Below are 12,168 nucleotides of genomic sequence, written 5' to 3'. Positions count from 1 at the left end.
GCCCGCTGGTTATCCTGCGTCCCGCGCCGCTCCTCCGGCGACAGGGCCGGGGTCCGCGCGGGCCCGGCCCCCCCCCACGGCGGGAGGGGTCAGCTCGCCAGGGCCTCCTGGTCCTGGCGGGACCTGCGGCGGACCGGCGGGCCCGTGCGGTGCGCCGGGTCCCGAACCTCCCCGACCAGCATCTCCAGTACGTCCTCCATGGCGACCAGGCCCAGGACCCGGCCGGCCGGGTCGGCGACCTGGGCCAAGTGGGTGGCGTCGCGCCGCATGACGCTGAGGGCGTCGTCCAGCGGGAGCGTGGAGCACACGGTGGTCATCCGGCGCCAGACCCGCTGCGGCACGGCCCGCTCCCGGTCCTCCAGGTCGAGCACGTCCTTGACGTGCAGGTAGCCCATGAAGGCACCGCTGTCGGAGCGGACGGGGAAGCGGGAGTAGCCGGTGCGCACCGTCAGCTGCTCGATCTGGCGGGGGGTGACCGAGGGGGCGACGGTCACGATGCGCTCGCGCGCCAGCAGGACGTCGATGACCGGGCGGCTGCCCAGTTCCAGCGCGTCCTCCAGGCGCTCCTGCTCCCCGGGGTCGAGGAGCCCGGCCTGCCGGGAGTCGTCGACGAGCCGGCCGAGCTGGGCGCGGTTGTAGACGGCCTCGACCTCGTCCTTGGGCTCCACGTCGAAGAGCCGCAGGATCAGCGTGGCGCAGGCGCCGAGCGCGGCGGTGACCGGCCCGCAGACGCGGGCGAAGGCGACCAGGCCGGGGCTGAGCCACAGGGCTGTCTTCTCGGGCGCGGCCATGGCGAGGTTCTTGGGGACCATCTCGCCGATGACCAGGTGCAGGAAGATCACGGCGGCGAGCGCCAGCGCGTAGCCGAGGGGGTGGATCAGGCCCTCGGGCACGTGGACGGCGTGGAAGACGGGCTCCAGCAGCCGGGCCACGGTCGGTTCGGCGACCGCGCCGAGGGTGAGCGAGCACACGGTGATGCCGAACTGCGCGGCGGCCATCATGCGCGGCAGGTTCTCCAGGCCGTGGAGCACCTGGCGGGCCCGCTTGGATTCGGCCGCGAGCGGCTCGATCTGGCTGCGGCGTACGGAGACGAGCGCGAACTCGGCGCCGACGAAGAAGCCGTTGGCGAGGACCAGGAGCAGCGCGAAGAGGAGCTGGAGGGCGTTCACCGGGCGGCCCCTTCGAGCTCGGCCGGCTGCGCGGCCGGGTCGCCGTGCCGGCCGGGGCCGGTTCCACGACCGGGACCGGCCGCGGTGGCGGTTCCGGAGCCGCCCCCGGCTGCGGGGGCGAGGCTGGTTGCGGTGCCGATGGCCGTCCGGAGGTCCGTGGCGCGGGTGTCCCCGGCGAGGGGGCCGTGCGGGCCCGCGGCGGGCACCGCCGAGAGGCGGACCAGCCGGACCCGTTCGGCCCGGTTGCGGCCCACCCGGCGGACGGACAGCTTCCACCCGGGGAGTTCCGCGCGGTCCCCGGGGGTGGGGATGCGCCCGAGCAGGTCGGCGACGAGGCCGGCGACGGTCTCGTACGGGCCCTCGGGCACCTCCAGGCCTATGCGGCGCAGGGTCTGCACCCGGCAGCTGCCGTCGGCCTCCCAGGAGGGCCGGCCGTCCTCGGCGGGCACGGCGGCCAGTTCGGGGATGTCGTCCTCCGCGAGGTCGTGCTCGTCGCGGACCTCGCCGACGAGTTCCTCCACGATGTCCTCCAGGGTGACCACGCCGGCCGTGCCGCCGTACTCGTCGACGACCACGGCCATGGGCTGTTCGCTGCGCAGCCGTTCCAGCAGCGGCTGCACCGGCAGGGAGCCGGGCACCAGGAGCGGGGCCACGCAGATCCGGCGCACGCTGGTGCGCGAGCGCTCGGACTCGGGCACGGCGAGGGCGTCCTTGAGGTGGACCATGCCGGTGACCTCGTCGATGCGGTCGCGGTAGACCGGGAAGCGCGACAGGCCGGTGGCGCGGGTCAGGTTGAGCACGTCGGCGGCGGTCGCCGTGTGCTGCAGGGCGCTGACCTTCACCCGGGGCGTCATCACGTGCTGGGCCGTGAGCTCGCCCAGCGAGAGGGTCCGGACGAAGAGGTCGGCGGTGTCCTGTTCGAGGGCGCCCGCCTGGGCCGAATGGCGTACCAGCGACACCAGTTCCCCGGGGGTGCGGGCGGAGGCCATCTCCTCGGTCGGCTCCACGCCCAGCACCCGTACGAGACGGTTGGCGACGGCGTTGAGGCCGGCGATGACCGGTCGGAAGGCGCTGGAGAAGGCGTGTTGCGGGCCGGCGACGAAGCGGGCCACCTGGAGCGGCCGGGAGACCGCCCAGTTCTTCGGTACGAGCTCGCCCACGACCATCTGGACGGCGGAGGCGAGCAGCATGCCGATGACGACGGCGGCGCCGGGGACGGCTCCCGCGGGGAGGCCGGTCGCCAGGAGCGGCCCGGCCAGCAGTGCGGCGAGAGCGGGCTCGGCGAGCATGCCGACCACGAGGGAGGTGATGGTGATGCCGAGCTGGGTGCCGGAGAGCTGGAAGGACAGCTCCCGCAGGGCCGTGACGACCCTGCGGGCACGGCGGTCACCGTCGGCTGCGGCGCGTTCCGCCTCGGGCTTCTCGACGGTGACGAGGCCGAATTCGGCTGCCACGAAGAAACCGTTGGCGAGGATCAGGACGAAGGCCGCCATGAGCAGAAGGAGGGGGATGGTCATGCCGCCGCCTCCGGGGGGAGGGCGGCGCGTGTACTACCGGACGATCCGTCCATTGCTGGAGGGAGTCACTCCTCAAGTTGCAGTTGCCCGCGGGCCACGGGGTCCCGGGGCCGGTGGGAGGGCGCGGTGCTGCGCCCCGCCACCAGGGTAGTCATTGAGATCCCGGCCGCAACGGTAGGCGGCCACGGGGATCGGGGGCTCAGTGGTCGGCGGCGCCCGTTCCGCGGGCCTCGGCGAGGGCGCGCAGGGCGCGCGCGTCACGGATCGCCTGGGCCTTGGCGATCCCGGGCTGGATGCCGAGGACGGGGAGGCTGGTGCCGTCGCTGAGGTCCAGGAACACCCAGGGGTCGCCCGGGCGGAGGTTGACGCGCAGGATCTGCGCCCACTCCAGGCGGCGGGTGGTGGTGAGGTTGACCACGGTGACGCCCGCCTCGTCCGCGACCACCTTGGGCCGGCTGAGCAGGACGAGGACGGAGGTCAGCAGGACGGCGGTGAAGACGAAGCTGACCCGCTCCCCCGGGCTGAGGTTCTCCAGGAGGAGCGCGATCGCCGTGATGGTGGCGAACATGGCGAGCCCGACGCCCAGCAGGACGGCCCGGGTGCGGGTCGGCCGGAAGGTGACCGGCAGGGCGGGCGGGGCGGGCTGGGCGGCGGACTCGGACATGGTGGGTCTGCTCGGTTCTGCGAGAAGGGTCGCGGCGGGGACGGGCGGCGTCAGAGGCGGCAGGCGTGGATCGAGGTGGTGAGGATCGCGCGCGCGCCGAGCTCGTACAGGTCGTCCATGATCCGCTGGGCTTCCTTGGCGGGGACCATCGCGCGGACGGCGACCCAGCCCTCGTTGTGCAGCGGGGAGATCGTGGGCGACTCCAGGCCCGGGGTGAGGGCGACCGCGCGCTCCAGGTGCTCGGCGCGGCAGTCGTAGTCCATCATCACGTAGCTGCGGGCGACCAGGACGCCCTGGAGGCGGCGCAGGAACTGCGCGACCTTGGGGTCGTCGGTGGGGGCGCCGGCGCGGCGGATGACGGTCGCCTCGGACTTGAGGATCGGCTCGCCGATGACCTCCAGGCCGGCGTTGCGCAGGCTGGTGCCGGTCTCGACGACGTCCGCGATGATCTCGGCGACGCCGAGCTCGATGGCCGTCTCGACCGCGCCGTCCAGGTGGACGATGGCGGCGTCGATGCCGAGGTCGGCGAGGTGCTTGCCGACGATTCCCTCGTACGAGGTCGCGATGGTCAGGCCGCCGAAGTCCTCGGGGCCCTTCGCGGTGCCGGGCTTGGTGGCGTAGCGGAAGGTGGACCGGCCGAAGTTCAGCGGCAGGATCTCCTCGGCGTTGGCCCCGGAGTCCAGCAACAGGTCGCGGCCGGTGATGCCGATGTCGAGCTTGCCCGACGCGACGTAGATCGCGATGTCCTTCGGACGGAGGTAGAAGAACTCGACCTCGTTGTCCGGGTCGACCGTGACGAGTTCCTTGGACTCCTTGCGCTGGCGGTAGCCGGCCTCATGGAGCATCGCCGACGCCGGTCCGGAGAGTGAACCCTTGTTGGGGACGGCGATGCGCAGCATGGGGCTTCCTTTGGTGCGTAGGGGCGAAAGGGGTGTGCGTGAGCGGGGCGCGCGGGCGGACCCGCGGCGGGGCTCGGCCTAGAGGTGCGCGTAGACGTCGTCGAGGGAGATCCCGCGCGCCACCATCATCACCTGGACGTGGTAGAGCAGCTGGGAGATCTCCTCGGCGGCGGCTTCCTTGCCCTCGTACTCGGCGGCCATCCAGACCTCGGCGGCCTCCTCGACGACCTTCTTGCCGATGGCATGGACGCCCTGGGCGACGAGCTCGGCGGTGCGGGAGGTGCTGGGGTCGCCGTTGGCGGCCTTGAGCTGGAGCTCGGTGAAGAGCTCTTCGAAGCTCTTGGGGGGTTTGTTCGCCATGATGGTCCTCAGAATACGGGTTGGCGCGCTGTCTACTGGCGCCAGGGTTCGCTCACGGTGCGCAGGGTCATGGCGGTGGAGACGGCGGCGGTGACCGCTTCGTGCCCCTTGTCCTCGTTCGACCCCTCGAGGCCGGCGCGGTCCAGCGCCTGCTCGTCGTTGTCGCAGGTCAGAACGCCGAAGCCGACGGGGACTCCGGTGTCGATCGACACCTGTACCAGGCCCTGGGTGACGCCCTGGCAGACGTAGTCGAAGTGCGGGGTGCCGCCGCGGATGACCACGCCGAGGGCGACGATCGCATCGTAGCCCCGACCGGCCAGTACCTTCGCCACGACCGGGAGCTCGAAGCTGCCCGGGACGCGGAGCAGGGTCGGCTCGTCGATGCCCAGCTCGTGCAGGGCCCGCAGGGCGCCGTCGACCAGTCCGTCCATGACCTTCTCGTGCCACTGGGCCGCGATGACGGCGACCCGGAGGTCGCCGCAGTTCTTCACGCTCAGTTCGGGTGCGCCCTTGCCGCTCACAGCTCTGCTCCTCGGTGGTTCGTGGTGTACGGGTCGTGGGGGTCTTCGGGGGTGGGGGTGTGCGCAGTGCCCGTACGGGTCACTGGCTCCCGCAGGCGGACGTGGTCCCGACGCCGTCCAGCCAGGGCAGCTCGTGGCCCATCCGGTCGCGCTTGGTGCGCAGGTACCGCAGGTTGTGCTCGCCCGCCTCGGTCGGCATCGGCTCCCGGGCCGAGACCGTGACGCCGTGGCGCACGAGGGCCGCGGACTTCTCGGGGTTGTTGGTCATCAGCCGGACGCTGTGCACCCCGAGGTCGGCGAGGATCTGCGCGCCGGCGGCGTAGTCGCGGGCGTCGGCGGGCAGGCCGAGCTCCAGGTTCGCGTCGAGGGTGTCGCGGCCGCGCTCCTGGAGCTCGTACGCGCGCAGCTTGGACAGCAGTCCGATGCCGCGGCCCTCGTGGCCGCGCAGGTAGATGACGACGCCGCGGCCGTCGGCCTTGATCCGCTCCATGGAGGCGTGCAGCTGGGGGCCGCAGTCGCAGCGCTGCGACTGGAAGATGTCGCCGGTCAGGCATTCGGAGTGCATGCGGACCACGATGTCCGCGCCGTCTGCGATGTCGCCGTGGACGAGGGCGATGTGCTCGACGCCGTCGACGGTGGAGCGGTAGCCGTACGCCGTGAAGTCGCCGAAGGCGGTGGGCAGGTTGACCTCGGCCTCGCGGCGCACGGTCGGTTCGGCGGAGCGGCGGTAGGCGATCAGGTCCTCGATGGAGATGATCGTCAGGCCGTGCTTGCGGGCGAAGGGGATCAGTTCGGGCAGGCGCAGCATGACGCCGTCCTCGCCCGCGATCTCCACGATGGCGCCGGCCGGGCGCAGGCCCGCGAGGCGGGCGAGGTCGACGGCGGCCTCGGTGTGGCCGTTGCGGACCAGGACGCCGCCGGGCTTGGCGCGCAGCGGGAAGACGTGGCCGGGGCGGACGAAGTCGGCGGGTCCGCTGACCCCGTCGGCGAGCAGGCGCAGCGTGGTGGCGCGGTCGGCGGCGGAGATGCCGGTGGTGACCCCGTGGGCGCCGCTCGCGTCGACGGAGACGGTGAAGGCGGTCTGCATGGATTCGGTGTTGTGCTGGACCATCTGCGGCAGTTCGAGCCGGTCCAGCTCGGGGCCCTCCATGGGGGCGCAGATCAGGCCGCGGCACTCGCTCATCATGAAGGCGATGATCTCGGGGGTGGCCTTCTCGGCGGCGATGACGAGGTCGCCCTCGTTCTCGCGGTCCTCGTCGTCGACGACGACGATGGGACGGCCCGCGGCGATGTCGCGGATGGCCTGCTCGACGGGGTCGAGCCGGTAGGGCTCGTCCGGGGCGGCGTCGGGCACGGGCGTGAGGGGGGTCCTGAGGGCGTTCATGCCGTTGCTCCTTCCATGGCCGGGGCGGGGGTGGTGCGCGAGCGCTGGTACCAGTCGTAGGCGCCCCACAGCACGAGCGCGAAGTAGACGACGTAGACGAGGCCGGAGAAGGCCAGGCCGCTGTTGAAGGCGAGGGGGACGCCGACCAGGTCGACGAGGAGCCAGGCGAACCAGAACTCGACGAGGCCCCGGGCCTGCGCCACCATCGCGACGATGGTGCCGACGAAGATGTAGGCGTCGGCCCACGGGCTCCACGACAGGTGCGGGAAGAGCGTGAACAGTCCGCCGACGGCGAGCGTGCCGAGCGCCGCGCCGGCGAGGAGCAGGCCCCGCTCCTTCCAGGTGGCGGTGCGGACGGCGATGGAGCCGTCCTGGGCCTTTCGGCGGCCGAGCTGCCAGGCGCGCCAGCCCCAGATCGCGACGGAGATGACGAGCAGCTGCTTGCCGATGCCGCCGGCGAGGTTCGCGGAGGCGTAGGCGGCGACCAGGATGAGGCCGGAGAGGAGCTGGGCGGGCCAGGTCCATATGGAGCGGCGCCAGCCGAGGGCGAGGGCGGCGAGGCCCATCAGGTTGCCGATCATGTCGGACCAGATGACCTTCTGGTCGAAGACCTCGAAGGCCTCGGTGTTGAGCCAGGTCAGGGCGCTCACTGGTCTTCTCCTCGGGGGTCTTCTCCTCGGACCGTCAGGGGGTCCACGCCGGCGGCCAGCAGGCGTTCGACGTACTTGGCGAGGACGTCGACCTCGAGGTTGACCGGGTCGCCGGGCTTCTTGAGGCCGAGCGTGGTCAGCGCGAGGGTGGTGGGGATGAGGCTGATCGTGAACCAGTCGGCGGCGGCCTCGACCACGGTGAGGCTGACGCCGTCGACGGTGATGGAGCCCTTCTCGACGACGTAGCGCGCGAGGGTGCCGGGGAGGGCGACCTTGACGATCTCCCAGTGCTCGGAGGGGGTGCGGGAGAGGATCTCGCCGGTCCCGTCCACGTGCCCCTGGACCAGGTGGCCGCCGAGCCGTCCGCCGAGGGCCATGGGGCGCTCCAGGTTGACCCGGGAGCCCTGGGCGAGGGCGCCGAGGCTGGACCGGTTCAGGGTCTCCTGCATCACGTCGGCGGTGAACTCGCCGTCGGCGGTCTCGACGACGGTCAGGCAGACGCCGTTGACGGCGATGGAATCGCCGTGTTTGGCGCCCTCGGTGACGAGCGGGCCGCGCAGGCGGAAGCGGGAGGCTTCCGTGAGCTGCTCGACGGCGGTGACCTCGCCCAGTTCTTCGACGATTCCGGTGAACACTCAGTGCTCCTTGAGGGCTGTGGGGACGGACGCGGTCGTGGGGACGGCGGTGATGCGGAGGTCGGTGCCGATGCGGTCGGCCGCGGTGATCCGCAGCCGGAGCGCTTCGGTGAGGGTGGCGATGCCCGCGTCGCCGAGGGCGGCGGGGCCCGCGCCGAGCAGGACCGGGGCGAGGTAGCCGACGACCCGGTCGACGGCTCCCGCGGCGACGAAGGCGCCGGCGAGGGTCGGGCCGCCTTCGAGGAGGACGGAGCGGATGCCGCGCCGGTGCAGCTCCGCGAGGACGGCGTCCACGCGGACGCCGTCCTTGCCGGACGGGAGCCGGGCCACCTCGACGCCGGGGAGGTGGCGGGTGTCGGCGTCCTCGGCGACGGCGATCAGGGTGGGTGCGGCCCCGTCCAGGACGCGGGCGGTGGGCCGGACGGTGGCGCGGGTGTCCAGGACCACGCGCAGGGGCTGGCGGACGTCGCCGGCGCTCCCGCGGACCGCGAGGTGCGGGTCGTCCGCGCGCAGGGTCCCGGAGCCGACGACGACGGCGTCGGCCTCGGCGCGCAGCCGGTGCACGTCGGCGCGGGACTCGGCGGAGCTGATCCAGCGGCTGGTCCCGTCGGCGGCGGCGACGCGGCCGTCGAGGGTGGCGGCGTACTTCCACAGGACGTAGGGGCGGCCCCGGCGCACGGATGTGAGCCAGGCGGCGTTGCCCTCCTCGGCCTCGTCGGCCAGGAGCCCGGCCTGGGTGGTGACGCCGGCGGCGCGCAGGGTGGCCGCACCGCCGCTGGCCTGCGGGTTCGGGTCCGGGACGGCGTAGACGACCCGGCTGATCCCGGCCTCGGTGAGGGCGCCGGCGCAGGGGCCCGTACGGCCGGTGTGGTTGCAGGGTTCGAGGGTGACGTAGGCGGTGCCGCCGCGGGCGGCGGGGCCCGCCGCGCGCAGGGCGTGGACCTCGGCGTGCGGGCTGCCGGCCCGCTCGTGCCAGCCTTCGCCGACGACGGTGCCCGCGGCGTCGGTGATGACGCAGCCGACGACCGGGTTGGGGCTGGTGGTGCCGAGACCGCGGGCGGCGAGCTCGACGGCTCGGCGCATGGCGCGGGTGTCCGCGTCGGGTGCTGCGTGCGCGGCGTGTGTCGCCACCGGGTCCTCCTGCCACATCGGGCACGGACTCCGGGGCCTGTCGGGATACGACAGATGAAGCGGTACAGCACACACGGGGACGCCGAGGCCGGGAAAACGGTCCGAGGGTACGCATCCGCAGGGATGCGTCGACGAACCGCCGACGGCGGCGTACCGGTGACTGGCCCGCCGCGCACTGCCTCCCATCCGGACTTTAACCGTCGGTCCAGGAATCTCACCTGGTCAACCGGCCGCTGGCTGCGGACGGGTCGCGGACTATAACCGCCGGTTCGGAATTACACCGACCCCGGAGTGCGCTGCTACTGGTACTGAAGCCAGTCTGCCACGGGCGATCGGCGGCCATGTGGGTGAAGCGGTGTGGCCTGGCTCACACGGGCGGGGCTCCGGGTGCGCTCCGGGGTGCGGGAGTCGACCTGTTGGTCCAGACCTATTGACGGGGTGGTCTAGTCCTTTTAACGTTCCCTTCACCTTCCCGGGAACGGCCCGTCAGATGTGCGCACATCACGGGTCAACACGCTCCATCCCACGCCAAGTTGCCTCATGTCGTGTCCAGGTACACCCTGCCACCCTCCCCTCCCCAGGAGGCACCATGCTGTCCCCCACACGTACGAGAGCGATGCTCCTCGCATCCGGCGCCGCAATCGCCGGGCTGCTGGTGGCCGGGCTCTCGACAGGCGTCTCGCACGCCGCCGACAACGAGAGCTGTCGCCCCGACGGCCTGTACAAGACGGCCGGTGTCGACGTCCCGTACTGCTCGGTCTACGACTCCGCGGGCCGCGAGAAGATGGGCACCGACCACCAGCGCCGCGTCATCGGCTACTTCACCGGCTGGCGCACCGGCAAGGACGGCACCCCCGCCTACCTCGCCAACAACATCCCGTGGTCGAAGATCACCCACATCAACTACGCCTTCGCCCACGTCGGCGGCGACAACAAGATCTCGGTCGGCGCGGACAACGCGAACAACGCCGCCACCGGGATGACCTGGCCGGGCGTGGCGGGCGCCGAGATGGACCCGGCCCTCCCGTACAAAGGCCACTTCAACCAGCTGACGAAGTTCAAGAAGCAGTACCCGAACGTCAAGACGCTGATCTCGGTCGGCGGCTGGGCGGAGACCGGCGGCTACTTCGGCGACGACGGCAACCGCGTCGCCTCCGGCGGCTTCTACTCGATGGCCACCAACGCCGACGGCTCGGTCAACCAGGCCGGCATCAACACCTTCGCGGACTCCTCGGTCGAGTTCATCCGCAAGTACGGGTTCAACGGCGTCGACATCGACTACGAGTACCCGACGACCATGAAGGACGCGGGGAACCCGCTCGACTGGCAGCTGGCCAACGCCCGCCGCGCCGGCCTCGTCAAGGGCTACGACGTCCTGATGAAGAGCCTGCGCGAGAAGCTGGACCGGGCCGGCGCCGCCGACGGCAAGCACTACATGCTGACCGTCGCCGCCCCCTCCTCCGGCTACCTGCTGCGCGGCATGGAGACCTTCCAGATGCAGAAGTATCTGGACTACGTCAACATCATGTCCTACGACCTGCACGGCGCCTGGAACGAGTACGTCGGCCCGAACGCCTCGCTCTTCGACGACGGCAAGGACGCCGAGCTGGCCGCCGCGAACGTCTACGGCAGCTCCCAGTACGGCGGCGTCGGATACCTCAACACCGACTGGGCCTACCACTACTTCCGCGGCTCCATGCCGGCGGGCCGCATCAACATCGGCCTGCCGTACTACACCCGCGGCCACAAGAACGTGCAGGGCGGCACCGACGGCCTGTGGGGCAAGGCCTCCGCGACCACCTGCCCGGCCGGCGCGGGCCTGACCAAGTGCGGTGACGGCGCCGTCGGCATCGACAACCTGTGGCACGACAAGGACACCAACGGCGTCGAGTCGCCGGCCGGCTCCAACCCGATGTGGCACGCCAAGAACCTCGAGAAGGGGATCGTCGGCGACTACGTCACCACGTACGGCTTCCCGGCGAACACCGCCCTGACCGGCACCTACGCCCGCAAGTACGACTCGACGCTGGTCGCGCCGTGGCTGTGGAACGCCCAGAAGAAGGTCTTCCTCTCCACCGAGGACGAGCAGTCGGTGGCGGCCAAGGCCGACTACGTGGTCAGTCGCGGCATCGGCGGCACCATGGTCTGGGAGATGGCCGGCGACTACGGCTGGAACGCCGCGAAGGGCCAGTACGAGATGGGCGACACGCTCACCTCGCTGATGTACGACAAGTTCAAGTCGGCCGCCCCGTACGGCGCGAAGAAGTCCAACAAGGCCCTGCCGACGCAGGCCGTCGACATCAAGACGGAGTTCACCGAGTTCAAGCTGGGCGACTCCAACTACCCGATCACGCCGAAGATCAAGATCACCAACAACACCCAGGCGACGCTCCCGGGCGGCACCGAGTTCCAGTTCGACTACGCGACCGCCGCCCCGGGCAACGCCTCGGACCAGTCGGGCTTCGGCACCAAGGTGATCAGCAGCGACCACACCGGCAGCAACGTCGGCGGCCTGAAGGGCGACTTCCACCGGGTCTCCCTGAAGCTCCCGGCCTGGCAGACGCTGGCCCCGGGCGCCTCGGTCGACCTGGCGTTCAACTACTACCTGCCGGTCTCCACGCCCTCCAACTGGACGGTGAACATCTCCGGCACGACGTACGCCCTCGCCGGCGACCTGGCGCGCGGCACGACGGTGGTCCAGCCGGGCGGCACGACCCCGCCGACCACCCCGCCGACCACCCCGCCCACCACGCCTCCCACCACCCCGCCGACGACTCCGCCGACCACGCCTCCGACGACGCCGCCGACGACGCCGCCGACGACGCCGCCGACGACGCCTCCGGGCGGGACGTGCACCACTCCGGCGTACGTGGCGGGCCAGGTCTACAACAGCGGCAACGTCGTCTCCCACCAGGGCCGCAACTGGAAGGCCCAGTGGTGGACGCAGAACGAAGCACCCGGCACCACCGGTGAATGGGGCGTCTGGAAGGACCAGGGCGCCTGCTGATCACCCGTGACCGGTAGGTGACGGCAAGCAAGACCGAACGCGTGAGGACCCGGTGGCCCGGCGGCCCCCGGGCCCTCACGCGTGGGGGGGGTGGGGGCGGGGCTTCGGCGGGACGGGAGCGAACAGGTATGGGGGGTTCCCGTCAGTCTCATCGTCTCTCCGGGTCGGGCCGGTCCCTCAAGGGCGCTCCTCCTTCGTCGTCGCGTCGCTTCGCGATGGCCTTCGGCCACC

The 12,168-nt window shown here is 71.9% G+C and carries 11 protein-coding genes and 1 riboswitch; of the genes, 1 reads left to right on the top strand and 10 read right to left on the bottom strand.

The genetic code is table 11. The features are described from left to right. Positions 1-89: 89 nt before the first annotated feature. From ACFWU6_RS31620 to ribD, 10 genes are all read right to left on the bottom strand, one after another. Positions 90-1,169: a hemolysin family protein gene (locus tag ACFWU6_RS31620; RefSeq protein ID WP_383812486.1), complete on the bottom strand. Its 1,080-nt coding sequence runs from the start codon at positions 1,167-1,169 to the stop codon at positions 90-92. Further along, positions 1,166-2,686: a hemolysin family protein gene (locus ACFWU6_RS31615; protein WP_383812488.1), complete on the bottom strand. Its 1,521-nt coding sequence runs from the start codon at positions 2,684-2,686 to the stop codon at positions 1,166-1,168. The genes ACFWU6_RS31620 and ACFWU6_RS31615 overlap by 4 nt, the downstream gene beginning before the upstream one ends. 199 nt (positions 2,687-2,885) lie before the next feature. Further along, positions 2,886-3,350, bottom strand: coding sequence for a PH domain-containing protein (locus tag ACFWU6_RS31610; RefSeq protein ID WP_383812490.1), 465 nt, complete (start codon positions 3,348-3,350; stop codon positions 2,886-2,888). A 50-nt stretch (positions 3,351-3,400) separates the two neighbouring features. Beyond that, positions 3,401-4,249: an ATP phosphoribosyltransferase gene (gene hisG, locus ACFWU6_RS31605; protein WP_383812492.1), complete on the bottom strand. Its 849-nt coding sequence runs from the start codon at positions 4,247-4,249 to the stop codon at positions 3,401-3,403. 78 nt (positions 4,250-4,327) lie between these two features. Continuing rightward, positions 4,328-4,609: a phosphoribosyl-ATP diphosphatase gene (locus ACFWU6_RS31600; protein ID WP_383812494.1), complete on the bottom strand. Its 282-nt coding sequence runs from the start codon at positions 4,607-4,609 to the stop codon at positions 4,328-4,330. Between the two features lie 32 nt (positions 4,610-4,641). Continuing rightward, on the bottom strand, positions 4,642-5,130 hold the full coding sequence (gene ribH / locus ACFWU6_RS31595; RefSeq protein WP_150520523.1) for a 6,7-dimethyl-8-ribityllumazine synthase: 489 nt from the start codon (positions 5,128-5,130) through the stop codon (positions 4,642-4,644). 79 nt (positions 5,131-5,209) lie between these two features. Next, positions 5,210-6,514: a bifunctional 3,4-dihydroxy-2-butanone-4-phosphate synthase/GTP cyclohydrolase II gene (locus ACFWU6_RS31590; RefSeq protein ID WP_383984672.1), complete on the bottom strand. Its 1,305-nt coding sequence runs from the start codon at positions 6,512-6,514 to the stop codon at positions 5,210-5,212. Continuing rightward, a complete protein-coding gene (locus ACFWU6_RS31585; RefSeq protein WP_383812498.1) occupies positions 6,511-7,164 on the bottom strand; it encodes a nicotinamide riboside transporter PnuC in 654 nt (217 codons plus the stop codon). The genes ACFWU6_RS31590 and ACFWU6_RS31585 overlap by 4 nt, the downstream gene beginning before the upstream one ends. Next, positions 7,161-7,799 (bottom strand): riboflavin synthase, encoded by a 639-nt coding sequence (locus ACFWU6_RS31580; protein ID WP_383812500.1) that lies wholly within the window; start codon positions 7,797-7,799, stop codon positions 7,161-7,163. The genes ACFWU6_RS31585 and ACFWU6_RS31580 overlap by 4 nt, the downstream gene beginning before the upstream one ends. Beyond that, positions 7,800-8,948 (bottom strand): bifunctional diaminohydroxyphosphoribosylaminopyrimidine deaminase/5-amino-6-(5-phosphoribosylamino)uracil reductase RibD, encoded by a 1,149-nt coding sequence (gene ribD / locus ACFWU6_RS31575; protein WP_383984669.1) that lies wholly within the window; start codon positions 8,946-8,948, stop codon positions 7,800-7,802. It abuts the gene before it with no gap. Between the two features lie 150 nt (positions 8,949-9,098). Then, a riboswitch (FMN riboswitch) is annotated at positions 9,099-9,229 on the bottom strand. A gap of 290 nt (positions 9,230-9,519) precedes the next feature. Here ribD and ACFWU6_RS31570 point away from each other — a divergent pair. Then, a complete protein-coding gene (locus tag ACFWU6_RS31570; RefSeq protein WP_383984666.1) occupies positions 9,520-11,937 on the top strand; it encodes a chitinase C-terminal domain-containing protein in 2,418 nt (805 codons plus the stop codon). The last annotated feature ends 231 nt before the right edge of the window (positions 11,938-12,168 follow it).

The sequence above is a fragment of the Streptomyces sp. NPDC058674 genome, assembly GCF_042716505.1.
Taxonomy (GTDB): Bacteria; Actinomycetota; Actinomycetes; order Streptomycetales; family Streptomycetaceae; genus Streptomyces.
Note: the sequence above shows the minus strand (reverse complement) of the source record. Positions and strands in the feature narration are given on the sequence as shown.

Excerpts from the sequence above, each read along its gene's own strand:
- ACFWU6_RS31610 (WP_383812490.1), bottom strand. The coding sequence starts at position 3,350 with ATGTCCGAGTCCGCCGCCCAGCCCGCCCCGCCCGCCCTGCCGGTCACC.
- ACFWU6_RS31570 (WP_383984666.1), top strand. The coding sequence starts at position 9,520 with ATGCTGTCCCCCACACGTACGAGAGCGATGCTCCTCGCATCCGGCGCC.
- ribD (WP_383984669.1), bottom strand. The coding sequence starts at position 8,948 with ATGTGGCAGGAGGACCCGGTGGCGACACACGCCGCGCACGCAGCACCC.
- ACFWU6_RS31590 (WP_383984672.1), bottom strand. The coding sequence starts at position 6,514 with ATGAACGCCCTCAGGACCCCCCTCACGCCCGTGCCCGACGCCGCCCCG.
- hisG (WP_383812492.1), bottom strand. The coding sequence starts at position 4,249 with ATGCTGCGCATCGCCGTCCCCAACAAGGGTTCACTCTCCGGACCGGCG.
- ACFWU6_RS31600 (WP_383812494.1), bottom strand. The coding sequence starts at position 4,609 with ATGGCGAACAAACCCCCCAAGAGCTTCGAAGAGCTCTTCACCGAGCTC.
- ACFWU6_RS31615 (WP_383812488.1), bottom strand. The coding sequence starts at position 2,686 with ATGACCATCCCCCTCCTTCTGCTCATGGCGGCCTTCGTCCTGATCCTC.